The organism is Nocardia sp. NPDC003999, from assembly GCF_053604885.1.
Genome location: NZ_JBSGIB010000007.1, coordinates 222,056 through 244,777 on the forward strand (window position 1 = coordinate 222,056; position 22,722 = coordinate 244,777).

The 22,722-nt window shown below is 66.6% G+C and carries 24 protein-coding genes and 2 pseudogenes; 9 read left to right on the forward strand and 17 right to left on the reverse strand.

The window, feature by feature from the left end:
• Positions 1-202: 202 nt before the first annotated feature.
• Positions 203-2,284, reverse strand: coding sequence for a trypsin-like peptidase domain-containing protein (locus ACWESM_RS17090; protein WP_452492521.1), 2,082 nt, complete (start codon positions 2,282-2,284; stop codon positions 203-205).
• A 158-nt stretch (positions 2,285-2,442) separates the two neighbouring features.
• On the reverse strand, positions 2,443-3,204 hold the full coding sequence (locus ACWESM_RS17095) for an AfsR/SARP family transcriptional regulator (protein WP_364425390.1): 762 nt from the start codon (positions 3,202-3,204) through the stop codon (positions 2,443-2,445).
• Between the two features lie 370 nt (positions 3,205-3,574).
• On the opposite strand from ACWESM_RS17095, the gene ACWESM_RS17100 reads away from it, so the two are divergent.
• From ACWESM_RS17100 to ACWESM_RS17115, 4 genes and pseudogenes are all read left to right on the forward strand, one after another.
• Complete coding sequence (locus ACWESM_RS17100) at positions 3,575-4,021, forward strand: DoxX family protein (protein ID WP_364425388.1); 447 nt, start codon at positions 3,575-3,577, stop codon at positions 4,019-4,021.
• Positions 4,018-4,569 (forward strand): dihydrofolate reductase family protein, encoded by a 552-nt coding sequence (locus tag ACWESM_RS17105; RefSeq protein ID WP_355078137.1) that lies wholly within the window; start codon positions 4,018-4,020, stop codon positions 4,567-4,569. The genes ACWESM_RS17100 and ACWESM_RS17105 overlap by 4 nt, the downstream gene beginning before the upstream one ends.
• Before the next feature lie 261 nt (positions 4,570-4,830).
• Positions 4,831-5,562, forward strand: a complete 732-nt coding sequence (locus ACWESM_RS17110) for a dienelactone hydrolase family protein (RefSeq protein ID WP_364425386.1) — start codon at positions 4,831-4,833, stop codon at positions 5,560-5,562.
• A 184-nt stretch (positions 5,563-5,746) separates the two neighbouring features.
• Positions 5,747-5,845, forward strand: a pseudogene (locus ACWESM_RS17115) (SGNH/GDSL hydrolase family protein); the annotation flags it as partial.
• A gap of 31 nt (positions 5,846-5,876) precedes the next feature.
• Here ACWESM_RS17115 and ACWESM_RS17120 read toward each other — a convergent pair.
• A complete protein-coding gene (locus tag ACWESM_RS17120) occupies positions 5,877-6,725 on the reverse strand; it encodes a helix-turn-helix transcriptional regulator (RefSeq protein WP_364425384.1) in 849 nt (282 codons plus the stop codon).
• A 138-nt stretch (positions 6,726-6,863) separates the two neighbouring features.
• Here ACWESM_RS17120 and ACWESM_RS17125 point away from each other — a divergent pair, with 138 nt between their 5' ends.
• Complete coding sequence (locus ACWESM_RS17125; protein ID WP_364425382.1) at positions 6,864-7,643, forward strand: NAD(P)H-dependent oxidoreductase; 780 nt, start codon at positions 6,864-6,866, stop codon at positions 7,641-7,643.
• A 331-nt stretch (positions 7,644-7,974) separates the two neighbouring features.
• On the opposite strand, the gene ACWESM_RS17130 is transcribed toward ACWESM_RS17125, so the two are convergent.
• A complete protein-coding gene (locus ACWESM_RS17130; protein WP_355078141.1) occupies positions 7,975-8,565 on the reverse strand; it encodes a TetR/AcrR family transcriptional regulator in 591 nt (196 codons plus the stop codon).
• Positions 8,566-8,649: 84 nt separating this feature from the next.
• Here ACWESM_RS17130 and ACWESM_RS17135 point away from each other — a divergent pair, with 84 nt between their 5' ends.
• Entirely contained in the window at positions 8,650-9,015 is a 366-nt protein-coding gene (locus ACWESM_RS17135) for a hypothetical protein (protein ID WP_364425379.1), read from the forward strand.
• A gap of 19 nt (positions 9,016-9,034) precedes the next feature.
• Positions 9,035-9,691, forward strand: coding sequence for a maleylpyruvate isomerase N-terminal domain-containing protein (locus tag ACWESM_RS17140; protein WP_364425377.1), 657 nt, complete (start codon positions 9,035-9,037; stop codon positions 9,689-9,691).
• A gap of 112 nt (positions 9,692-9,803) precedes the next feature.
• On the opposite strand, the gene ACWESM_RS17145 is transcribed toward ACWESM_RS17140, so the two are convergent.
• Together ACWESM_RS17145 and ACWESM_RS17150 are read right to left on the reverse strand one after the other, a co-directional pair.
• Positions 9,804-10,328: a thioesterase family protein gene (locus ACWESM_RS17145; RefSeq protein WP_452492524.1), complete on the reverse strand. Its 525-nt coding sequence runs from the start codon at positions 10,326-10,328 to the stop codon at positions 9,804-9,806.
• Complete coding sequence (locus ACWESM_RS17150) at positions 10,325-11,221, reverse strand: SCO6745 family protein (RefSeq protein WP_397278333.1); 897 nt, start codon at positions 11,219-11,221, stop codon at positions 10,325-10,327. The genes ACWESM_RS17145 and ACWESM_RS17150 overlap by 4 nt, the downstream gene beginning before the upstream one ends.
• Positions 11,222-11,507: 286 nt before the next feature.
• Here ACWESM_RS17150 and ACWESM_RS17155 point away from each other — a divergent pair, with 286 nt between their 5' ends.
• The gene (locus ACWESM_RS17155; protein ID WP_452492526.1) at positions 11,508-12,155 is read left to right on the forward strand and encodes an HAD family hydrolase; all 648 of its coding nucleotides are present in this window, start codon (positions 11,508-11,510) and stop codon (positions 12,153-12,155) included.
• Between the two features lie 203 nt (positions 12,156-12,358).
• Here the strand turns inward: ACWESM_RS17155 and ACWESM_RS17160 are convergent, their stop codons facing one another.
• From ACWESM_RS17160 to ACWESM_RS17195, 8 genes and pseudogenes are all read right to left on the reverse strand, one after another.
• Positions 12,359-12,682 (reverse strand): putative quinol monooxygenase, encoded by a 324-nt coding sequence (locus ACWESM_RS17160; RefSeq protein WP_364425370.1) that lies wholly within the window; start codon positions 12,680-12,682, stop codon positions 12,359-12,361.
• Positions 12,683-12,727: 45 nt separating this feature from the next.
• Entirely contained in the window at positions 12,728-13,951 is a 1,224-nt protein-coding gene (locus tag ACWESM_RS17165; protein ID WP_355078148.1) for an acyl-CoA dehydrogenase family protein, read from the reverse strand.
• Positions 13,952-14,144: 193 nt separating this feature from the next.
• Complete coding sequence (locus ACWESM_RS17170; protein ID WP_397278335.1) at positions 14,145-15,170, reverse strand: phosphotransferase family protein; 1,026 nt, start codon at positions 15,168-15,170, stop codon at positions 14,145-14,147.
• A complete protein-coding gene (locus ACWESM_RS17175) occupies positions 15,170-15,622 on the reverse strand; it encodes a MaoC family dehydratase (protein ID WP_397278414.1) in 453 nt (150 codons plus the stop codon). Before ACWESM_RS17175 ends, ACWESM_RS17170 begins: the two co-directional genes overlap by 1 nt.
• Before the next feature lie 22 nt (positions 15,623-15,644).
• Positions 15,645-15,722, reverse strand: a pseudogene (locus ACWESM_RS17180) (beta-ketoacyl-ACP reductase); the annotation flags it as partial.
• A gap of 56 nt (positions 15,723-15,778) precedes the next feature.
• Entirely contained in the window at positions 15,779-16,402 is a 624-nt protein-coding gene (locus ACWESM_RS17185; protein WP_356964162.1) for a TetR/AcrR family transcriptional regulator, read from the reverse strand.
• Positions 16,403-16,625: 223 nt separating this feature from the next.
• Positions 16,626-17,618: a D-alanyl-D-alanine carboxypeptidase family protein gene (locus ACWESM_RS17190; RefSeq protein ID WP_364425365.1), complete on the reverse strand. Its 993-nt coding sequence runs from the start codon at positions 17,616-17,618 to the stop codon at positions 16,626-16,628.
• A 66-nt stretch (positions 17,619-17,684) separates the two neighbouring features.
• Positions 17,685-18,605 (reverse strand): NADP-dependent oxidoreductase, encoded by a 921-nt coding sequence (locus ACWESM_RS17195; RefSeq protein ID WP_452492529.1) that lies wholly within the window; start codon positions 18,603-18,605, stop codon positions 17,685-17,687.
• Between the two features lie 174 nt (positions 18,606-18,779).
• Here ACWESM_RS17195 and ACWESM_RS17200 point away from each other — a divergent pair, with 174 nt between their 5' ends.
• Positions 18,780-19,406, forward strand: a complete 627-nt coding sequence (locus ACWESM_RS17200) for an HD domain-containing protein (protein WP_364425361.1) — start codon at positions 18,780-18,782, stop codon at positions 19,404-19,406.
• A gap of 121 nt (positions 19,407-19,527) precedes the next feature.
• On the opposite strand, the gene ACWESM_RS17205 is transcribed toward ACWESM_RS17200, so the two are convergent.
• The 3 genes from ACWESM_RS17205 to ACWESM_RS17215 form a co-directional block, all read right to left on the reverse strand.
• Positions 19,528-20,292, reverse strand: coding sequence for a glucose 1-dehydrogenase (locus ACWESM_RS17205; protein WP_397278342.1), 765 nt, complete (start codon positions 20,290-20,292; stop codon positions 19,528-19,530).
• 77 nt (positions 20,293-20,369) lie between these two features.
• Entirely contained in the window at positions 20,370-21,215 is an 846-nt protein-coding gene (locus ACWESM_RS17210) for a helix-turn-helix transcriptional regulator (protein ID WP_355078156.1), read from the reverse strand.
• A gap of 265 nt (positions 21,216-21,480) precedes the next feature.
• Entirely contained in the window at positions 21,481-22,698 is a 1,218-nt protein-coding gene (locus tag ACWESM_RS17215) for an NAD(P)/FAD-dependent oxidoreductase (RefSeq protein ID WP_452492576.1), read from the reverse strand.
• Positions 22,699-22,722 lie beyond the last annotated feature (24 nt).

Genomic DNA, 22,722 nt, shown 5'->3' on the forward strand with positions numbered 1-22,722 from the left:
GTTCCAGCAACTCCGCGAAGTATCCGCGCAGTCCTCAGGCACAAACTCGGTCATTGCCGACGACTGCGAACTCGCTCGCCACCGTTCCGCACCTGACGGCCAGGTTGAGCAAGTGACCGGGATGGCCCTGGCACCGCCGCTCTCACCGGCCGCGTCCGACGTGTCACGCGGGTGCCGGACCATCACGAACCACGGGCTACCGTCATGGTCCCGTCGTCGGCGCGACACCGTTGTGGATGGCTTGCGCGACAGCTGGATGGGCAAGGTACTCAGCGATGCTGTGGGCCCGTTCCTTGGGATTGTCGACGGGAATCTCCCGCAGCTGTCCCTTCCAGATATGGCGCAGCGGGCATCCGATGGTGATCGGATCCACCACGGACCAGGCATTCAGCCAGTCGCCGACACGCTCCGGCCGGTGCGGTCCTGGGACCAGGAGTTTGTTGTAAACCGCGTCCAGCCCCAGGGGACTGCCGAGAGTGAGCAGCACGGCGACGTCGAGCTGGGGCTGGAGCCGGGTGAGCAGATCCATCGCGACCACGGTGCCGAGGCTGTGGCTGACGAGGGTGAGCCGTCCCGATGCGGGAGCGGTCTCGAGGACACAGTCGAGTACCGCTTGCCGGATCTGCTCGTCGGCGAGGTACGAAGCGACGTCCCGGAAGACTTGGGCGATGATGAGCTCGTCCAGGTCGGTACGGGCGGCCAGCCAGCTGAGCTGCCGCTGCAGCCTGCTCGCGATCGCGCTGCCGATCGAACCGAGTCCTTCCGCTTCGACCCGGTCGGCCGGTTGCCCGTCCTCGGCGGGCATGCCCGCGTCCGCGGCCGCGTTCTGCAGGATCTGTTCGTACAGACGGCGAGCCTGCGGCGTCGTCGGCGCCATTGCCAGCGCATGATCGACGGCCATGGTCTCGGGCGCGAGTGCCGTTTCCTCCGTGGGCTGCAGCAGGGCTGCCAAACGGTCGCCGTAGAACGGGAAGAAGGCATCCGCGGGATCGAACGTGCTGAGCCCGGCGAGGGTGAGGCCCTTGTTGAGGCCGGCGGTCCACTCGCGGCGCAGAAGTTCGGGATCGCGACCATGCTGGCTGCGGCCGTGCAGGAACAGCAGGTGACGTGTGCCGCCGAAGGCGCCTGCTCGGGCGGTGACGCCGTGGCGGAGTTCCGTGCTTTCACGCGGCGCCGAAGCCGGACCTATCAGTTCGGTGCGGTCCTCGGCAGGTGCGAGGCGGGGGCGGATCGCCGATGGTCCGCCGACCGGCCCGGCGTTGGGACCGAGTTCGGCGAGAAACTCCTGGTCGCGCGCCGAGCGCTGCAGTCCGGCCAGGTGCGTGAGTATCGCACTGATGCGCACTCCCTCGTTGGCCCTCCAGGCAATCGCGTCGTCACCGTCGCCCTCGTGCCAGACTGTGCCGTCACGGCGCAGAATCCGCCCTTGCTCGTCGGTGCGCGGAACGCCGGAGTGGTGCAACGCGACGACCTCCCACTGGTCGTTGAAGACCGGCGAGCCGGAGTTCCCCGGTTCGGTGTCGGTCGAGTAATGCAGGAAGTCATCGAGCTGCAAGTCGAGCTGGTTGCGGCGGATGCCGATCTCCTTGAGCCTGCCCATCGGGTGCCCGACGATGTTCATCGCCTCACCGATGACGATCTTTCCCTGGTCCATGATCAGCCGGTTCCACCAGCCGACGGCGTCGCCGAGCGGCTTGCCGTCGGCGCCGGGACGAACCGGCACCAAAGTGAAATCCAGGTGCTCATCGGTGACGAAGAAGTCGGGGTCGAGACGGAATCGCGCAGGAAGGCGAGGGTCGTTGTCGATCGTCGTCTCGGCGCCGAACTCGATCACGACCTGCCGGGCGGTGTCCTGGTCGGGAAGTACGTGATTGTTGGTCAGCAGCAGCCGGGGCGACACCAGGAACCCGGTGCCCAGCGGTACTTCTCGGCCGTTGCGGCTCAGCGAGATCCGCGCGACCGACGCCGCCGTGCGAGCACCGCGGGAAAGGAAGTTGGCCGGTTGGAGTTCGTTGCTGGCGCCGATGATCCGCTCGAGCGTCGTGACCCGGTCGGAGGGCTCGATCCGGCCGACTTCGATCATGGCCTCGACCGGCATCTCGCCGCTGGTCGCGAGCCGCTGCGCCCGAGCGCAGATCTGTTCCGGAGAGTCGACAACCGGACTGTCCTTCATTTTGCGACGTTGCTTGATGTCTTCGCGCTTGGTCTCGGTCGCGACGTAACGTTCTGCGGCGGCCCCGATCTGCTTCAACCACGCCGCTTGGACTTGTTCACGAGAATTCATGGTGCAACCGCCTGGAAACAGAGGTTGATGTGGTCATGTCCGCTACTGGCGGAGTGTTCCTCAGGCGCGTCACACCACCGTCACCTCAGCGTTTCGCCCAGCGCGGCAGTGCCCGACAGTGTTCGTCGTCTATCGTCACCGCGCCCGTGCGACTCGTGTCAGCGATTCCGGAGCGACTCGACCGCCGGGGCGTCGCACTTCTGGACGCGGAGGAGGAGTTCGTCGAATTCCGGCGACGGCCCGGTGTCGAACTCGGCCCACAGCAGGTCTCGGTATCGCCGGTATTCCCGAAGGGCGTCGATCTTGTTGCCCTGCGCGAGATGGATTCGCATCAGAATCCTGCGGGAGCTTTCCCGGAGCGGCTCCGCCGCCGCCACCGCCGACGCGGCCATCAGGGCGGCGCCGACCTGCCGACGCTCCAGCAAGGCTTCGGCCGCCGCTTCCAGCGCCGCGACCCAGGCCAATCGGTACCGTTCCCGGTCGACGACCACCCACTCCTCGTCCCAGTCCGCCAGCAGCGCTGCGCGATCCAGCAGCAGCGGGACGCGCGCGAGATCCTCCGAGCACGGCTGGTGAACCAGTTTCTGCGCCAATTCGGTCAGATACGCCAGATCGACGACCACGTCCGGATGGAGGCGAAGACGGTCGCCGTTGATCTCCACGACCGCGTCCTGGATACGGCGCAAGCGCCACAGGGCGGTTCGCAAACGCTGCGCCGCGCAGTGATCAGCGCACTCCGGCCACAGCGCGCCGGCGAGGCGGCCACGAGAGACCGGCCGGTTCAGCAGTGCCAGATAGGTCAGCACCCGCTCCGCCGCGTGCGGAATGGAAAGTCGGCGGTCGCCGCTGTGCAGGGCGAATTCTTCGACCAACGTGAGCTGGAAACACGTCGCATGCGTGGCATTATGGATGAGCACCATTTCACTACTCGATCGCGGCGTCGGTCTTCATTTCGCAGGCGTACGTCGACCGGTCGATCTCGGCTATCGCACACCGGCCATCATGCCCAGGTCACGAACTGTCGGCACGAGTAGCCGACTACGCGATCGCGAGACAACGAACGTCGACGAATGACTCTCGTCGCCACGCCCAGAACGAACCGCCGCGTAGCGGACTACTCGCATGCGGTATCAACGGAGTGAGACCCACGATCTCGCACTATCGAAGCAAAACTCCTCCACGTAAAGCGGTCCGGAGAATCTTCGTGGACAGCGATGAGTTCTCCGACGGTGCTCCGTCCTATCCGGTGAACGCGCTGCCAACGCGGCGCACCAACCAGAAGGACCAGGAATGACCACCGCCAACCCCACCACCAACTTCTCCAGCGACGTCACCGACCGTCCCGGCAAGGTCCGCAACCGCGTCCTGTGGGCCCTGCAGATCCTGCTCGGCCTGTTCTTCATCATCGCCTCCGGCGGGCCGAAACTCGTTATGCCGAGCGCCCTGACGGACAACGCCCCCGAGAATCTGACCATCCCCCTCGGGTTGCTCGTCTTCATCGGAGTTGCGGAGGTGGCGGGCGGTATCGGCCTGATGGTGCCACGGCTCAGTGCCCTGGCTGCCGCAGGTCTGTCCGTTCTCACCGTGCTCGCCGCAGCGACGCAGGCTTTCATCGCCGACAAGCCCTTGATGGGAATCTTCCCTTTGGTGCTTGCCGCGATCTTCGCCTGGATCGCCTACGAGCGCCGCGCCACCATCACGGATCTGCGCAACTCGCTGTCGTCTACCCCGTCATGAGGAAACTGATCTACGGGTTCAGCGTGTCCCTGGACGGCTACATCAACGACCGCGACGGCAGCATCGACTGGACCAACCCTGACGAGGAGCTACACCAGTTTCACAACGACCGTTACCGCGAAATCGAGGTCTCGCTGCACGGCCGTCGCCTGTACGAGCTGATGGCCGAGTACTGGCCGCATGTGCCCGCGGACGCGCCGCGCATCGAGCGGGAGTTCAGCAGGCTCTGGACGGAGAAGCCGAAGGTCGTCTTTTCCCGGACGCTCACCGAGGTCCACTGGAACAGCACGTTGATCAGCGAGAACGCGGTCGAGGAGGTCCGCAGGCTCAAGGCGGGAGGCGATGGCGTCATGGAGATCGGTGGCGCGAGCCTCGCGGCTTCGCTGATACCACACGGGCTGATCGACGAGTATCAACTGTTCGTCTTGCCCGTGGTGCTCGGCGGCGGCACACCGCTGTTCCCATCGTTGGACAAGCGCATCCAGCTCCGATTGGTCGAGACGAGGCACTTCGACACCGCAGTGATGCTGCGCTATCTCGCCGACTGAGCTCCGTTCGACCGCAGCACCCTCGTCACCAGACACGGCGGACACCGTAAGCGAGCGGCTCCGCGGCACCGGCCCCGGAGCCTCCGCAAAACCTGTTGGTCGACCGCGGCGACCACTGCTAGCCTTCCGGAAGCCGTGCAAGTGAACGAGGAGGTGGTACCCGTGAACACAGTATCTACATGGGTGCTCCCCTCTGGGGTCACGGTCGGGCGATAGATCGTCCGGGAGCGCCGTTCAAGAGCACTCCCGAAAGGCACCACCGTGCAATTCATTTCTGAACAGCGCCTCGACGACGATATCCTCGAGCGCGAATTCACCCTTGGCGAGATCCCCGGCGTCCTGTGGACGCCCGGATCAGCATCCGCGCCGGCACCGCTGATCCTGATCGGCCACCCAGGCGGACTGGACAAGATGTACCCCCGACTGATTGCCCGGGCCCGGCACTCCGTGGCGGAGGGCTTCGCCGCAGCCACCATCGAGCTCCCCGGCAGCGGTGACCGGCCCCGTTCGGCTGCCGCCGAGCAGGTCCGCGCCGACCTGCACCGGGTGCTACGGGCTGGCGAGCCGGTCACCGACGACATCGTCGACCGGCTCGTCCTCCCGCTGGTCGACCAGGCGGTCCCAGAATGGCGGGCCGCCCTGGACGCCCTTCTCGCGCTGCCCGAGATCGGCGGGCCGGTCGGGTATTCGGGCGGGGTGATCTCCATCGGCACCCGGCTGGCGGCGGTCGAGCAGCGCATCGTGGCCGCCGTTCTGTTCGCCGGAAGTTTCGTGCCGCGCGCCATATTCGAGGAGGCCCGGCAGGTCACTATTCCACTGCATGTCCTGCTGCAGTGGGACGACGAGAGAAACGACCGGCAGATGGCCCTGGACCTGTTCGACGCCTTCGGCTCCAAGGAGAAGACGCTGCACGCCAACATGGGCGGGCACACCGGCGTCCCGCAGTTCGCGGGAGAGGAGGCAAACCGGTTCTTCGCCCGGCACTTGAAGTGAAGCCGGCCCGACAGGCCGACATGGAGGCGGATAGCGGCCGACTCGTCGAATCCGCGCATTCTCGGGTTATGGGGGTGACGGCTGCTTCAGACTGAAGTGTTGGGCCCGGCGATGATCAAGTGCATCTCCGGGCCCGACTCAGCTCCCCACTCGCCTCCCGAAACTTCCTCGGATAGCACCCTGAGCTTCCGTGGCGCCGCAGTACGAGGCGCTCACTCCCGACACCACGCTCGTCACCGTGGGGATCGGCGGCAACGACATCGGACTGGTCCAACTCGCAGCCAGCTAAGGTGTTTCCGGGGGCCGGCGTTGAGTTACTCGCGAACCTGAGCGTTCATCGTGGGTTGCGTGTCACCGCTGTCCGCGTCCAGCCCCGCGAGCAGACGCAGCCCGTCCTCGGCGGGGCTGCCGGGGAGCGCGGACAGCACCAGCAGCTCCATGCCCGTTTCGTCCGGTAGTGCGAAGTTCTCCTGATGCAGTTCCAGCAATCCGACCAGCGGGTGTCGGTACGCCTTGCGTCCATGCGTGCGGGCGCGCACGTCTGCGCGGGCCCAGAGGCGGCGGAAGCGCTCACTGCCCATCGCCAGCTCACCGATAAGCGAGGCCAGGCGGGGGTCCTCGGGGTATTTGCCTGCGGCCAGGCGCAGGTGCCCGACCACGTCGAGGGTGCAATTCTCCCAGTCGGCGTAGAGGCCGCGCTCGGCCTCCTCGAGGAAGATGTGCCGGGCGGTGTTCAGGCCCGGCATCGGTCGGCCGTAGAGAAGGCCGGCGAGCCGATTTCCGGCGAGCACGTCCATGCGGTGGTCCATGATCAGCGCGGGTGCGTCGGCGACCAGGTCGAGGACGCGTAGCAGCTCCGGTCGGACCCGCCCGCTCGGCGCCTTCGCGCGGCGGCGGCGCTGCCGGGCGAGCCGGTAGAGGTGCCCGCGTTCGGTCTCATCGAGGCCCAGGACGCGAGCGAGCGCGTCGAGGACCTGCTCGGAAGGCTGGGTCGCGCGGCCCTGCTCCAGGCGCACGTAATAGTCGACGCTGACCCCGGACAGGTGCGCGACCTCCTCGCGGCGAAGCCCTTCGACCCGGCGGCGCCTGTCGATGGGAATGCCGGCGGTCGCCGGGTCGACCCGGGAACGCCGGGTCCGCAGGTAGCCCGCAAGATCGTCCACGTCCCCAGTATGGCCGCGGTGGTGCTCGCGAAGGTGGTCCTGCCGTTACCAGGAAGTCCCGTCCGACGGAAGAAGCGTCACTGAACACCAGGCGCAGCGGTGCTCAGGATCGAAGGCACCTGATCCGAAGGAGTTCCCATGAAGGCGCTGATCGTCTACGCCCACCCCGAGCCGAAGTCGCTCAACAGCTCGCTGAAGGACCTCGCTGTGTCCACATTGGAGACAGCCGGGCACGAGGTACGAGTGAGCGATCTGTACGCGATGAACTGGAAGGCGGTCGTGGACGCCGCAGACTACGGGCCCCACGCCTCGAGTCCGCTGAAGGTCGCCCTGGACTCCGGCCGGGCCTTCGACGCCGGGACGCTTACCCCGGACGTCGCGGCCGAGCAGGAGAAACTGCTGTGGGCCGACATGATCATTTTCCAATTCCCGCTGTGGTGGTACTCGATGCCCGCGATCCTCAAAGGCTGGGTAGACCGCGTGTTCACCTACCACTTCGCATACGGCGTCGGCGAGCACAACGACACGAAGTACGGTGAGCGCTTCGGCGAAGGCACACTCGCGGGCAGGAAAGCTCTGCTGTCGGTGACCGCCGGCGGCCCGGAGTCGCATTACGCCGCCCGCGGCATCAACGGCCCGATCGAGGATCTACTGTTCCCGATCCACCACGGCATCCTCTACTACCCGGGCATCGAAGTGCTGCCGCCGTTCGTGCTGTACGGGACCGACCGGATGACCGGCGAGGACTACCCGGATGTCGCCAAGGCTTGGCAGCAACGCCTGCTCACCCTGGATTCGACCGAGCCGATCGCGTTCCGGCGGCAGAACTTCGGTGATTATGAGATCCCCTCGCTGCAACTGAAGGAAGGGCTGGAGCCCTCGGGCCGCACGGGTTTCGGGCTGCACGTGCGCGGCTGACCGAAGGGGTGACCCGCGCCTGCCGCCCTCCTCGCCGGTGCGGCGCTGATGTCCCCCGCTCCGGCGCAGGCCCAGTCCGCCTTCGCGGCCTAGGTGATCGACAACAGCGGGATCTCCAGCAGTCCGGCCGAGCCCGATGCACCCCGAAAACCGTGTGAGGCGGCGCGTCGTCTCAGCGAGGCTCTGGTCGGGTACCTGCCCTGAGCGCCCCGGAGGGGCGATAGCCGAATTCCGGCAGCGCGCCGCAGATTGCGCGGACACCGCACCGATAGGTCCTGGGCCTGCTGGTCATTCTGGGGTTGGTCATGTCGAGCCGAAAACGACCGCCGTCTCAGTCGTGGGGATACAGGGTGCGCTCCCAGATGACGGCGACCGTGTCGACGGCCGCGTCCACCGACTCGGGTGCGGCGCCGACGACCTCGTCGAGCAGATAGTGCACGTTCATCGCGACCAGGGCCCGGGCAACCGACACAGCGGGAAGCCGCTCGTCGGCTCGCGTGATCGTCTCGGCCGCAACCTCTTCCAGTGGAGCCAGGAACTCCTGCCACAACTGGGCGGCCTCCGCGTCCCGCTGCGAGGCCACGGCCAGGGTGCGCAACAGGGCGCCGTCGCATTGATACATCCGCGCAGCCGATTCCAACGCGGCACGCGCGGCCGGGCGGGGATCGGCTGCAGTGCGCCACCGGGCGATGGCGGCATCGGTCTCGGCGCGCAACGGAGCGAGTAGTTCGCGCAGCAATGCGACCCGATCCGGGAAGTACACATAGAACGACTTCCGCGACAATGTCGTCCGGGCCATGATCGCGCTCACGGTCACCGCTTCGGATGCCTGCTCACGCAGCAGCGCGCCAGCCGCTCCCAGAATCTCCGCACGAGCCTCCGCCACGGTGCGCCTACGCCGTTTCACCTCCGCTATTGCCACAGTGGCAGTATAAGCAATACAGTTACTGCCACCATGGCAATAAGGAGTCTCGTGGTTGCCCATACCTTTCGAAGATCAGCGGAGATGACTGCCACACAGTGGTATTGCTCCGTCGTGGGACTGTTCCTTCTCATCCGGTCGCTCACCACGCTGCTCGGCGCTCCGGCATTCTCCCTTCCTGGATCGGGATGGCGCGCGGCCCTGCAAGCGGTAGTCGGTATCACCCTGCTCGCCGGGCTGCGCACCCGACCCATCCCGGTCGTCACCGCAGTCGGAATCCTCTACGCGATCGAAACCGCCCTGGGCATCGTGGGCGGCGACGCCATCCTCGGCGTCATCCCGGTCGACATGCGCGACCGCATCGTGCATCCAACCCTCGCGATCACCGCCGCCCTCGCGGTCTTCGCGACACTGCGTCGCACGAAGCGCCGAGGGCCGGTCGATGCCTGACGCGCCTACGGATGACCTCGTGGCCCGGGCCTTCGACGAGGAGTGCACCGCCTGGGTGCGGGCCACCGCCACACTGACGGCACACCAGTTCACATTGCCAACCCCATGCCCACCATGGACAGTCGCCGAACTCATCGCGCACGTCACAGCCGCGATCGCTCGCGTCCCCGACGGCTTGGCCGCTCCCCCGCCCGCCCGCGCGAACCTCGATGCCGCCGGCTACTACCACCCGCGCATCTTCGACGCGACCGCCAACGCCGCACGCGTGTCGGCGGCCCAGGACGCCGCAGCCGCACATCCGAATACAGCGGCGCTCGTCGCCGCCTTCGACCATCAACGCCGCCGCGCTCTGCGCGCCATCGCCGGACAACCGCCCGAGCGGCTCCTCGTCACTCGATGGGGCGACGGCATGACTCTGCGAGAATTCCTGCTCACCCGCGTCGTGGAACTGGCCCTGCACGGCCTCGACCTGGCCAACGCCCTCAGCACCCCCGCTTGGACCACACCCGCGGCCGCAGCCGCCGTCACCGACTTTCTCGGTGTCGGCACAGCCGCCACGCGCCTTGGCTGGGACCGCACCACCACATTGGCCAAAGCAAGCGGGCGTGCACCACTCACCGCCGACGAACAGTCCGAACTCGCCCGCGCCCGGATACCCTGGCATCAATTCGGGTAGGGACGTCCTCCACCCACTCGTCCACCGATGACTTTCGCGGCACGAATGCCACTCTCCGAGAGGAATTTCGAGGTATTGCTCCAGTCGAGCCGATGAGCTCGGCCGGAGCTGTTCAGTCCCGCTCGCGAACCAGCGAGGGACGCAATTCGAGCACCCCGTCGTCGGGGCCGAAACCAAGCGATCGAGCGCGCGCGATTGATTCGTCCAGGGCGGCGGCGACCGTGTCGGCGAATTCCGCCGGGCGGCGAGACACCCGATCGACGTTCATGCTCAGGAACTCGAACGAGCTCGCGACCTCGCCGACGGTGCGATTGACCAGATACGAGATACCGCGCGCGACCTTGTCGGTGCGCCCGAGATCGCAGACGTGCACCGAGACCTCATGTCCCACCAGCACTTCCCGGTAGTAGGCGACGTGCTGCTCCATCGCGAACAGACCGAACTTCCCGGACTCGGTGTAGCCGAGCGCACGGTGTTGCTGCCACATCGCCTCGCCGTGCAGACGAAAGTAGTGCATCACGTTCATGTGCCGGTTGCCGTCCTCGAACTCCGGCGGAATCTCCCTGATGAACGCGGCGGGGACCGCGAGTACCCGGCTGATCTCCGGCCGCACCGCGGCCACCTTCGCCCGGCTCATCGAGATTCGGCCTGGATCGCCTGCCGGTAGCGCTCCGACAGCACGGACGGAAATCCCAGATCGCCTTCGATGACCCGAACCGCCAACGACGAGGCCAGAGCGCGCAGACGTGCGCACCCGTCTTCGCCGATCGCCTCGTACGGATAGACCGCAAGCTCGTCGGTCCTGTCCTCGATCGCCCTGCGCCGGGCGGCGCCGTGCTCGCTCAGAGCGAGAGCGCCGTTCGCCAACCACCCGCGGGCACGAAGCCGGTCGACGCCGGATGCCCAGTCCTGCTCACTCCAGGATCGGCCGAGGCGCAGTACCTCGGCGGCGACCTCGCCGGTCGCGCTGTGCGTGATCAGTGCTTCGATACCGTCCAGTCCCTCCGTCGCCAGTAGCGCCACATGGCCGTCACCTCGATACTCCCGCAACAGTGTCTGCGCGTGCCAGAGCACCAGATGCGGTTCGTCGGGCCAGGGCAGCGCCGCATGGGCCGCGAACAGCGCGCGCCCTTGGGGCCGCTCGCGAGCGCGTTCGGCGGCACGCCGTGCCAAACCGGCGGCCTCGCGGACGTCGGCGTCGGCGATGTCACCGTTCCACGCCTGCCGCAGCGAACGGTCCACGGCGAGCAACCTAGCGCGCAAGATCGCTGCGGGAGATGCGATTTCCCACGCGGCAGGCAGGGCGACACGCACCGCGGCCGGATTGAAGTTGAAGAACGCGGCGACGGTGACATCGGCCGCCACCGGACCGAAGGCAGCGGACCTGGAGGCGAAGTACATCATCCGCGGATCCGTCAGACCGAGGTCGCGATACATCTCGGGGCCGTGCGGGGTGAAGTAGATCATGCCGTGGATCGGCTCGAGGGCGCGGAAGGTCAGACGAGCACTCCGCGGGGAGACCGTGGTCAAGAGACTGCTCCGATATCTCGTGGTGCTGAAAAGTCGACTTCGATAGTTACCCGAATCCGATGTCACGTTCAAGATACGGCTAGGCGTAGGGGCCGCTCTTCATCGGCGCCTCATGCGGTTAGCCCAGCGTTTGATATTGAACATGAACTCAGATTCAACTATGCTCGGGTTGCGAAAGCATGCTCGGCTGCCGGACATCGCCCAGTGCTCGGCCGCGCCGCCGACAACTGCACGCATTCGACAACGTGACGCCGCGTCCGGCGGCGCGGAGTGGAAAGGAACTCTCATGACCGGTCCCACCTCCGTACCCGCCGAGCACCGGGCGACCGCCGTGCTGTTCGACTTCGGGGGTGTGCTGACGTCCAGCGTCTTCGAGGCGTTCCGAGAGTTCGGCGAGTCGATCGGCTGCGATCCCCGCCTACCGCTGCGCCTGTTCAGCGATGACGTGGAGGCCCGGGCACTGCTGGTCGCCCACGAGGAGGGACGCATCGGCGAGCGAGAGTTCGAACAGGGCTTCGCGGCGCGGCTGCGTGCGCACGGGGTCGAGGTGGACGGAGCCGGGCTCGTTCACCGCATTCAGTCCGGCCTGCGAGCCGACAGCGCCATGATCGAGCTGGTGACCGAAGTCAGGAATGCGGGATTCCGTGTGGGGCTGCTGTCGAACTCACTCGGCGACGACTGCTACGCCGGATTCGACCTCGCTTCGATGTTCGACGCCGTCACCATCTCCGGCGAGATCGGTGTACGCAAGCCATCGCGGCGCGCGTACGACATCGCCTGCGCCCGTTTGAATGTGGAGCCGGGAGCCACGGTAATGGTGGACGACCTGCCACAGAACATCGTCGCGGCCGAACACGCGGGGCTCACCGGCGTCCTGCACCGCGACGCGGCGGACACCATCGAGCGGCTGTGGGCCGCTCTCGGCCCGTCGTGAGTTCGGCGTTCCGTCGATCTACGCTCGCAAGCACCTGTTCAGCGAGAACAACGAAGGGCACCCCGAATGAGCCCGAGCACCAAGGAATCCACCGACATCGTGCTGGCCGAGAACGCGAGCCCGGACGCATCCAATTCAGAGCATTAGCACGAACTTTCCGATATTCGCTCCGGTGAACATCGTGCCGGGCAGTCGTTCGTGCGTCAGAGCGCTCCCAGTTCGGAATCGCCCGCGGGCAGCGCGTCGAAGACCAGCACCTCGGCCGGATGACTGAGCGCGTCGCCCAAGGCCTCGTTGACCTCACGCAACACCGCGCTCTGGCCGTGGGCGCGCAGCGCTTCTTTCGACGCCCATTTCTCGATCATCACGAATCGACCGGGTTCGCCGATCCGTCGATGCAGTGCGTAGAGCAGACAGCCCGGCTCGGAGTGCACCGCGGGCGCGGCCGTCCGCAACGTCCGCTCCACCAGCTCTTCCTGGCCCGGCTTCGCGATCATGGTCGCCACCACCACACAGGGCTCGGCCATACGTTCCTCCTCTTGAAGTGGGTTGTGCCGCTTCGTCCTGTCCGGCTACGGTCGCTTGCCCCATGAAGGGTCGCGGCGGCGCAACTCCATCTGGGCGATCGTGCGCTTGTGCACCTCGTCCGGCCCGTCCGCCAGACGCAAAGTGCGCAGATGCGCGTACATGTTCGCCAAAGGGAAGTCGTCGGAGACGCCACCACCGCCGTGGACCTGGATGGCCCGGTCGATCACCTTCAGCGCGACTTGGGGCGCGGCCACCTTGATCGCGGCGATTTGGACCCGCGCGTTGCGATTTCCGACGGTGTCCATCAGATAGGCGGCCTGGAGTGTCAGCAACCGCGCCATCTCGATTTCGATGCGGGACTCGGCAATCCAATCCTGAATGTTGGCGCGGTCGGCCAGCGGCGCGCCGAACGTCGTCCGCGCTTGCGCTCGGTCGATCATCAGGTCCAGCGCCCGTTCGGCCATGCCGATCGCTCGCATGCAGTGGTGGATCCGTCCCGGCCCGAGCCGGGCCTGGCTGATCATGAACCCGTCGCCCTCACCGGCCAGCAGCGCGGTGCGCGGCACTCGGACGTTCTCGAACACCACCTCGGCGTGCCCTTCCCGGTCCTGATACCCGAAGACGGGCAGGTTGCGCAGGACCGTCACGCCAGGGGTGTCGATCGGGACGACCATCATGCTCTGCTGACGGTGCACGGGCGCATCCGGATCCGTCTTGCCCATCACGATGAGGACCTTGCAATTCTTGTGCAAGGCGTTGGAGGTCCACCACTTTCGGCCGTTCAGCACGTACTCGTCGCCGTCGGGCCGCATGCGCAGCTCGATGTTGGTGGCATCGGAGCTGGCGACCGCCGGCTCGGTCATCGCGAACGCCGAGGCGATCTCGCCGTCCAGCAGCGGACGCAGCCACGTCTGTTTGTGCTCGGGCGTGCCGAACAGCGTCAGCACTTCCATGTTCCCGGTGTCGGGAGCGTTGCAGTTGGTCGCCTCCGGCGCCAGATGCGCGCTTCGTCCCATGATCTCGGCGAGCGGCGCGTACTCCAGATTCGTCAGGCCCGGACCCCACTCCGGGTGCGGGTGGAACAGATTCCACAGACCGCGCTTGCGCGCTTCCGTCTTGAGTTCTTCGAGAATCGGCGGGTGGAAGTGCGGATCACCGGACTCCGTCATCTGTGCGTGGTAGACCGCCTCCGCGGGGTAGACGTGCTCGTCCATGAAGGCGAGCAGATCCTCGCGGTATCGGCGAGATCGCTCCGAGAGCTCGAACATGGCGACTCCTCGTACTGACTGACGGCTGCCTACGCACCGTATTTGAATTCGACTTCAGATTCAACTTTGCCCATTGCCGGGTCCGCCCCGCAATGCCGACGACGCGCGCGATCTGCCCGGCTGCCGAGCCGACCGGCGCCCGCCCACGACGGTCTCACCGGGGGCGTCGAGAGTGTGCCGGTCATCGGTTGTTCTACTCGAGTGCTTCGATCCCGATGCGCAACAGCGGTTCGACCCCGGATCCCACGGTCTCGAAGCCGGATCCCACGGTTTGCCCGTGGAGATGGCGGTAGTGGATGCCTTCGAGGATCGCCGCGAGTTTGAAGGCGGCGAGCCCCAGATAGAAACCGAAGTGCGCGAGGTCGCGGCCGCTGTGTTCGGCATAGCGGTCGAGCAGTTCGGCCTCGGTGAGGAACCCGGGCGCGAGCGCCACGTCGCTGACACCGGTGACGCCGATCTCGCCGAGGCGGCGATACAGCAGCAGGAGCGCCACATCGGTGAGCGGATCACCTAAAGTGGCCATTTCCCAATCGATTACGGCGACCACGCGGTCTTCGGAGTCCATCAGGATGTTGTCGAGCCGGTAGTCGCCGTGGACGATTCCATCCGGAGACTGCGGAGGCTGGTGGGCCGCGAGCCTCCCGTACAGCGCGTCCGCACCCGGCAGTTCCCGGGAGTAGGAGGCGTCCAACTGCTTCTTCCAGCGGTGCACCTGCCGCACCAGGAATCCGCTCGGACGTCCGAAATCCGCGAGTCCGGCTGCCGCGGGATCGACGGCGTGCAGAGCGGCCAGAGCGTCGACCATTCCGGTCGAGATGGTTCGCGTCCGGTCGGCGCCGATCGCTGCGAGTTCGGCCGCCGTGCGGTAGGGCGTCCCGATCACCCGCTCCATCAGATAGAAGGGCGCGCCGAGGATATCGGGATCCTCGCAGAGCGTGTAGGTGGCGGGAACGGGTACGCCGGTGCCGGCCAGCGCGGTCATCACCCGGTATTCCCTGGACATGTCGTGTGCGGTTGCCAGCACGTGACCGAGCGGGGGCCGCCGCACGATCCACGCCGACCTACCGTCGCTGATCTCGTAGGTCAGGTTGGATTTCCCGCCTGCGATCAGGCGGCCGGTGAGCGGCCCTGCGAGCAGATCCGGCTCGACATCGGCCAGCCATGCCGCCAGGCGATCCAGGTCCAAGCCGGGCAGATCCTCGCGGTTACGGTCGCTCATCAAGGCACCAGCACCGCGACCGTCTCGGCGACACACGCGGGCTTGGCGGCGCCGTCGATGTCGACCGTGACGCGGCTGACCGCCTGGAATCCCAGGTTCGCAGGCGCGAGCGAGAGCAACTCGACTCCCGCGCGCAGCCGGGACCCCACGGGAACGGGCGCGGGGAACCGCACCTTATTGGCGCCGTAGTTGACGCCCATCGACAACCCTTCGACGCGATAGATCTGCCGGGACAGCATCGGAATGAGAGACAGCGTAAGAAATCCGTGGGCGACGGTCGTGCCGAACGGTCCCGTCGCCGCTTTCACCGGATCCACGTGAATCCACTGGTGATCGCCCGTCGCGTCGGCAAAACGGTCGATCTGCTCCTGGGTCACGGTGTACCAGTCGCTGTATCCGAGGTGAGTTCCGATGGCCTTCTCCATCTCGGCCAAGCCCTGGAATACTTTCATCGGTCGCTGTCCTTCCGTCCTTGTCCCGAGGTCCGCCGGCCACATAGACGACCTGGCCGGACACGAATCCCGCTCCCTCGCTCACCAGGAACGACACCGATGGCGGTCTTTCCTTCGAACGATCGCTTATCAACGCTGCCCACCCTGCGCGATATATCAGTCCGATTCGAGCTGCAGCGCGTTGACCCACAGCTGCGTCAGGGTGGTGACGAGCTTCTCGAACGGGATGCGCTGATTCTGGACGAAGACCAGGTAGGCCATCCGGCTCACCATCACCGACAAGGCGTGCGCGGTGATCATGGGATCGAGGTCCGCGCTGGCCCGGCCGGATTCCTGCAGCGCGCTGATCATCTTCGCGTTGCGCTCCGCGAAAGCCTTGCCTCGTTCCATCCGCAGCTCGCGGAAATCCTCGTTGATCAGGGCGACCTCCTCGAGCACGGCCATCAGGCGCGCGTTGCGCTTGTAGGAGCGAAGGTAGTCCCGATTGGCCGCCTCGATGAGGTCGCGCGGGTCGGTGACGCCCGTGCGCCCGCGAACGTGAGGGTGCAGCATCTCTTCCTGCACCTGCTCCGCCACCGCCGCGAAGATCTCTTCCTTGCCGTCGAAATAGGTGTAGAACGACCCCGACGCCGTCCCGGCGGCCTTGGAGATATCGGAGATCTTGGCATCGAGGTATCCGTCGCGCTCGAATACCTCGCGCGCCGCGGCGATCAGCGCGGCGCGTGTGCGTTCGCCGCGCTTGGTGCGCGGAAGTCCTTTACGAGACTCGGCCTCACTCACAACGGACTCGGACACCAACGCTGGCCACTCACTGTCGGTCGACGGGACGTTTGTCGCGTTCACGGTATCACCGCGAACAGCGCGAACAGGTGGTCGAGGCGGCCCGCACGGCCACCACCGGAGGGCACTTCGTCGCCGAACGGATCCGGCCCTCGAAGCGGCATGACCACAGCTGGAGGCCGACATCGGAACCGGATCAGCAGAGGGCTCACCGCATTCGGCGCTAACTGATCGGCAGCGCGCTGAAGATCGGGTTGTAGGCCCAGTTCACCATGCGCTCGGCGTCATCCTTCGCGGCAGCGCCGCTGTCGGGTGAGCTGTGCAAGACCACACCGATCAGCGGTATTCCTGCCCTGACCGTCTCGAACAGCAGGCAGGTTCCCGCAGCGTCGGTGTATCCGGTTTTGATGCCGATAGTGCCGGGATAGTCGTGCAGCATCCTGTTCGTGGTCTGCCAGAGGTGAGCGCGGTTGCCCGGGCCGGCGGGCACGTGATAGCTCTGCGAACTGACGATCTCCCGGAACACCGGCAGGCTCATCGCGCGCAGGCCGAGGGCGACCAGGTCCGCCGGTGTGGAGTAGGTGGAGTGGTCGGTGGGGACAGGCAGCCCGCTGGGGTCGGCGAAATGTGTTCCCGCCAGGCCCATCTGACGCGCGGTGTCGTTCATTTTGGCGATGAAACCGTCTTGTCCGGGCCCGTAGGCTTCGGCAAGGGTATAGGCGGCGTCGCAGCCGGACGGCAGCATCATCGCGTACAGGAGCTGTCGCGCGGTGAGCACCTCGCCGGGGACCAGGCCTGCGGTGCTTCCGTCGTACTCGGTGTCGTAGGCGATGATTTCCTGCGGCACGGTGATGGCCCGGTCGAGGTCGCCGGCATTGATCACGACCAGTGCCGTCATCACCTTCGTGATGCTGGCTATCGGGACCGGGGTGTTCGGCTGTCGCGACCACAGCACCGTGCCGGTGATTCCGTCTGCCAGCGCCGCACCCGACGCCTGCACCGCATCCGGCCCAGACGTCAGCCAGGGCAACTGAATATGGGTGTCGCTCGCGGCGGGGGCGGCCGCGACACCCTGACCGGCTACCACAACCAGCGCCCCGGCGACGACAGCGTGCAACAATCGAGCAAATGTCCGCATCGCCACATTCTGCCGTGGCATTTCCGTGTTTAACGGCATTTCATCGGTCGAGTTGCCGCGTGACTTCGGCGACAGCATCTAATGAGCTAATCCAGGCGCCTCCGAGCTGGACGCTTCGGTCGACGGCCGAAACAGCTGGTCTCGTCAGTCCGTGGTCACCTTGACGATCGTTCTGCCGCGGGTGCGCCCGTCGGGGCTGAACGCCGCGGGGGCGTCGGCCAGGGAGCAGACGCTGCTGACGAGCGGGATGAGCCGGCCATGACGGAGGCGGGTGGCCAGTTGGGCCAGTTGCTCGCGGTTGGGCTCGACGACGAAGAAGATGACTCGGCCGTCGTGAGGGTGGATGGTGGGTGGACCGGCGATGGTGACGAGGGTGCCGCCGGGGCGTAGTAGCGCGGTAGAGCGGTCGCGGATGTCGCCGCCGATCACGTCGAGTACCACGTCGACCTCGCCGACGTCCTCCAGGAGCTCTCCGTCCAAGTCGACGAACTCGTAGACGCCGAAATCTCGGGCCGCGTCCCGGTCGGAGGCTCGGCCGGTGCCGATGATGTGGGCTCCCGCCTCCTGGGCGAGTTGCGCGGCGACGGAGCCGACGGCGCCACCGACTCCGTGGATGAGGACGGTTTGGCCGGTTTCGAGGTGAGCGTGGTCGAACAGGGCTTGCCAGGCCGTCAGACCGGAGATCGGTAGCGCGGCCGCGGCGACGTGGTCGACGTCAGCGGGGAGCGGGGCCAGGTTGCGGGCTTCCACGGCGGTGTACTCCGCGAGCGAACCGTTGCGGGCCCAGTCGGTCGGCCCGAAGACGTGCTGGCCCACCGTGAGTCCAGTGGTGCCGTAGCCGAGCGCGACGACTACACCTGACAGTTCGTGGCCGGGGACGCTCGGGGTGCGGTCGCGACCGGCGCGATCGGTCCACGTCCCTGGCCAATCGAGCTCGCCGCGGGTGAAGCCGGCGGCGTGGACTTGCACGATGACGTCGTTCTCAGCGGCGTGCGGGTGGGGCAGATCGGTCAGGGTCAATCCGCCGATGCCAGCCCCGCGATCCCGGACTGTGATGGCTCGCATGAAGGTCCTTCCGGTCGTCGGAGTACTGGTCGGCTTCGACGTTACGCACTTCAGGTCCACAATCGGCGGGCCAGTTGAAGGTGTAGCCGATGGCCCGCCTTCAGTAGTGATGGCCGACGATCGGGCCGTCGGAATGGATCAAGAGCACGGGCCGCCACGCCGTACTGTCGAAGCATGAGCGTTGTGGACCACCTCGTGATCCCCGACACGGCCGCCTCATCGGCCGCCCTGGAGGTAGCCGCCGCCTACCACTCCGCCGCCCTGCTGAACCACTCGCACCGCGTCTACATCTGGGCGGCCGCCTACGGCAGTCAACAGGGCATCCGCTACGACACCGAACTGCTGTTCACGGCTGCCATGTTCCACGACATCAGCCTCGTGCCGGAGTTCGACAGTCACACCGTCTCCTTCGAGGAGGCCGGCGGCCATGTCGCCCGGGTGTTCGCCGCCGGCGCCGGTTGGCCGAGCGAGCGCCGCGAACGCCTCGGCGAAGTCATCGCCGGGCATATGGGGCCTGACGTGGACGTGGCCGATGATCCCGAAGGGCACTTGCTGTCGCGGGCCGCGGCGCTGGACATCGTGGGAAAGAACATCGACGATTTCAGCCCCGCCTTCCGTGCCGAGGTACTCCAGCGGTACCCCCGGCTCGGGCTCGCCGGCGAGTTCCTTGCCTGCTTCCAGGCCCAGGCCGACCGTAAGCCCGGCAGCTCCGCCGCACGCGCAATACAGTCGGGCCTCGCGGTCAGAATGGCCGCGAACCCCCTCGACGCCGGTTCCGAGCACACGCCCGATGAGAACTAGGGTCGGCTGAGGTCGTCGACTCAGCGCGGCGATCTTCGAGGGCATACGTGATACGCCGCCCTCGAACGCGCCCGCGGTCAGCACGGCCGTCTTCGGACAAGCTTTTCCTGCCGAAGCTCGGCTACAGCACCGCTGCCGGGATGACCGAGATCAGTCCGCCGTCGACGAGGATGTCCTGTCCGTTGATGTAGGACGCTTCGTCCGACGCGAGGAAAGCGACCGCCGCCGCGACATCCTCCGGGGTGCCGACCCGGCCGGCGGCAACCGTGGTGGCGATCGTGGACTTGATCTCGGCGGATGCTTCGGCCTGGAAGGCTGGGGTGTCGATGTACCCAGGGCTCACGGAGTTGACGCGGATGCGCCGGGTTGTCAGATCGGCGGCGAGGGTCCGGGCCAGACTCTGCACCGCGGCTTTGCTCGCGGTGTAGAGGGCGGCGGCGGGCGCGCCGCGATACGCGGCGAAGGACGCGTTGATAACGATCGCCGCACCGTCCGGCAGGAGGGGCAGCGTCTTCTGGATGGTGAAGAACGCGGCCTTGAGATTGGTGTCGAGGACACGGTAGAACTCGTCTTCGGTGACCTCCTCGATGGTCTGGAACGCGCCGATGCCCGCGTTCGCGAACACCACGTCCAACCGGGCGAACCGGTCGCGGATAGTCGTCACCAAGGTGTCCAGATCGCTGAGGTCGGCTGCATCACCGGCAATCCCGATTGCCCGATGCCCGAGTTCGTCGACCGCTGCGTCGAGCCGGGCCTTGTCGCGCCCGGTGACGATCACCTTCGCTCCTTCGGCGATGAGCCGCCGCGCGGTGGCCGCCCCCATGCCGCTGGTGCCGCCGGTGACGAGTGCGATCTTGCCGTTGTATCGGGAACTGTCGTGCGTCATGGCTCCAGCGTGCCGACCCAGCCCCGAAGCAAACAGTGCGCATTTATGGTGGGTGTGGCACCACCACCTTGCGGCCGTCAGGCGGGCGAGGCGACGCGCCCGCGGTGTAGCCGTTCCAGCCGCTCGCCGGTCGCGGTGCCCGGCCTCGGGTTGTACAGCACGAGTTGCCATTCGGGATGGTCCGCGACCGTCAACGTCGTCGCGTCGAAGAACAATTCACCGACGTCGGGATGACGCAGCGCGTTCACCGCCTGCTCCGGAACTCCGACTTCCTGCCGCTCCCACAGTTCGGTGAATTCCGGGCTCATCAACCGGAGATTGTCGACCACCCTGCGGAAATCGGTGTCGCCGGGGCAAATGCCCGCGCTTGCGCGATACGCGGCAACGATGGCGGGTGCGTTCGCCGCCCACAGCTCCTCCATGGCGCGATAGCGAGGATTGGTGAAATACGTGAGGAGGCAATTGTGTTCGCCGTCGCCGTAGCCGAACACCATCCGGGCGGTGTCGTTGAACCTCAGCACATTCCAGTACCGATCGCGCAGTACCGCGGGCCGCCCGTCCCAAGCATCGATCAACTGCTGCACTTCCGGCGTGACGGCTGTTACGGGCGCGCACTCCAGGGTGGGCGGATTGAGTCCTGCCAGCAGGTACAGATGGATTCGTTCCGGTTCGCTCAGCATCAGGACTCGGGCGATCGCATCGAGCACCTCGTCGGAGACGGTGATGTCGCGCCCCTGCTCCAACCAGGTGTACCAGGACACCCCGACTCCGGCCAGCACGGCGAGCTCCTCTCGCCGCAATCCAGGCGTGCGCCGCCGGCCCGTCGCCGGAATCCCGACATCCTCGGGCCGCACCCGCGCCCGCCTGGCACGCAAAAAGTCACGTAGCAACTCGCGGCGTCGTGGCACGGCTTCGCTCGTCATAAGCCACGGTAACAAGCGCCCCCGGCGTCGCGTCAGACCACCACCGCAGATATTCCGCCGTGGGCTACCAGACCCCAGCCGGATACACGTCCATCTGCAATCACCGATGACCGGCTCAGCAGCGAATATCGGTGCACTCATGCAGCATGTGCGGACTCCCACGAATTGGGATTGTTGCCGTTGTCCCCGAACTGCTGCGGGTCGGCTCTATTCGCTGGACCCCAATATCACGGCTTGGCCTTTCTCTCGATCGGGATACCGAACCTTAGTGTCCGTACTCGGGTGCGGCCTGCAAGTCGGGTGCGGCGGCGGCCAGCAACGCGTCGCGGTCGCGGTTCAGCGGAGGGTAGATACGGCGAGTGTTGATGGCGCGCTTGGTGTCCTTGGCTGCCTCGCCGCATGCGACCACATGGCGGTCCCAGCCCTCGGTATACACCGCTCCTGCCGGTCCCAGATCGAGAACCGTTACATACCAAGGGATCCGCAACGGCTTCATGGGCTCGCCCAGAAGATCGCCGATGACGTTGTATCCCGCCCATCGGCCCATCGGGCGGCTGTGCTGGCAGGACATCACCGACATATGCTCGTCGTCCATTTTCGCGGCAGCGACGTCACCTGCGGCGAATACCCCGGGCACACCGCAGACACGCAGATAATCGTCGACGGGCAGTCGCCCCAGCCGGTCACGGTCGACGCCGAAGTCCGCGGTCAGCAGGCTGGCCCGCATGCCCGCACACCAGACGACAGTGGCGGCGGACACCATTTCACCCGAGGAAAGCGTCACGCCGCGTTCATCGATGGACATCACCCCGACGCCCAACTTGGTCTCGATCCCGCTGGAGGCCAACGCCGCCTCGATGACCGGTCGGGCTGATACACCCATGTCCGAGCCGACGAACGGGTTGCGGTCGACCAGGATGACCCGCGGTGCGACGGCACGCGGGGCAAAGACGTCGGCGAGCATCGCGGGCAGCCCGGTCGCCTCTTCGATCCCCGTCAAACCCGCCCCGACGACGACTACGGTGGCGGCCGCCGGGTCAGCGGGACCCTCGGCGAGCCGGCGCAAGTGAGCCTGCAGTCTCGTCGCTGCGTCGTGGGTATCGATGTCGAACCCGAACTCCCGCAGGCCAGGGATATCGGGCTTGACCACCTGGCTGCCCAACGCGAGCACCAGCCGGTCGTAGCCGTGAGCGCCCGCGGTGGATTCCACGATTCGCGCCGCAGCGTCGATCGCCGTCACTTCGCCGGTGATGTGCTCGATTCCGACCGGATCGAGAAGAACGCCGAGCGGGATGCGGGATGTGCTCAGATCGGTCTCATAGTCACGCACGCGGATGTCGTGGTACGGCGTGGAACTGATCATCGTGATATCGACGGTCCCGCCCGCCACACCGAGCTCGTCGAGCCGCCGGGCCGCCGCGAGCGCCGCCCACAGACCCGCGAACCCGGACCCGAGGACCACGACACGCGACGGATCGGTCACTGCAGCGCGCTGCACATCGTCATT

Coding starts and splice junctions, on each gene's coding strand:
- ACWESM_RS17090 (WP_452492521.1), bottom strand. CDS start 2,284: ATGAATTCTCGTGAACAAGTCCAAGCGGCGTGGTTGAAGCAGATCGGG.
- ACWESM_RS17095 (WP_364425390.1), bottom strand. CDS start 3,204: ATGGTGCTCATCCATAATGCCACGCATGCGACGTGTTTCCAGCTCACG.
- ACWESM_RS17100 (WP_364425388.1), top strand. CDS start 3,575: ATGACCACCGCCAACCCCACCACCAACTTCTCCAGCGACGTCACCGAC.
- ACWESM_RS17105 (WP_355078137.1), top strand. CDS start 4,018: ATGAGGAAACTGATCTACGGGTTCAGCGTGTCCCTGGACGGCTACATC.
- ACWESM_RS17125 (WP_364425382.1), top strand. CDS start 6,864: ATGAAGGCGCTGATCGTCTACGCCCACCCCGAGCCGAAGTCGCTCAAC.
- ACWESM_RS17135 (WP_364425379.1), top strand. CDS start 8,650: ATGACTGCCACACAGTGGTATTGCTCCGTCGTGGGACTGTTCCTTCTC.
- ACWESM_RS17145 (WP_452492524.1), bottom strand. CDS start 10,328: ATGAGCCGGGCGAAGGTGGCCGCGGTGCGGCCGGAGATCAGCCGGGTA.
- ACWESM_RS17155 (WP_452492526.1), top strand. CDS start 11,508: ATGACCGGTCCCACCTCCGTACCCGCCGAGCACCGGGCGACCGCCGTG.
- ACWESM_RS17160 (WP_364425370.1), bottom strand. CDS start 12,682: ATGGCCGAGCCCTGTGTGGTGGTGGCGACCATGATCGCGAAGCCGGGC.
- ACWESM_RS17165 (WP_355078148.1), bottom strand. CDS start 13,951: ATGTTCGAGCTCTCGGAGCGATCTCGCCGATACCGCGAGGATCTGCTC.
- ACWESM_RS17170 (WP_397278335.1), bottom strand. CDS start 15,170: ATGAGCGACCGTAACCGCGAGGATCTGCCCGGCTTGGACCTGGATCGC.
- ACWESM_RS17175 (WP_397278414.1), bottom strand. CDS start 15,622: ATGAAAGTATTCCAGGGCTTGGCCGAGATGGAGAAGGCCATCGGAACT.
- ACWESM_RS17190 (WP_364425365.1), bottom strand. CDS start 17,618: ATGCTGTCGCCGAAGTCACGCGGCAACTCGACCGATGAAATGCCGTTA.
- ACWESM_RS17195 (WP_452492529.1), bottom strand. CDS start 18,605: ATGCGAGCCATCACAGTCCGGGATCGCGGGGCTGGCATCGGCGGATTG.
- ACWESM_RS17200 (WP_364425361.1), top strand. CDS start 18,780: ATGAGCGTTGTGGACCACCTCGTGATCCCCGACACGGCCGCCTCATCG.
- ACWESM_RS17205 (WP_397278342.1), bottom strand. CDS start 20,292: ATGACGCACGACAGTTCCCGATACAACGGCAAGATCGCACTCGTCACC.
- ACWESM_RS17210 (WP_355078156.1), bottom strand. CDS start 21,215: ATGACGAGCGAAGCCGTGCCACGACGCCGCGAGTTGCTACGTGACTTT.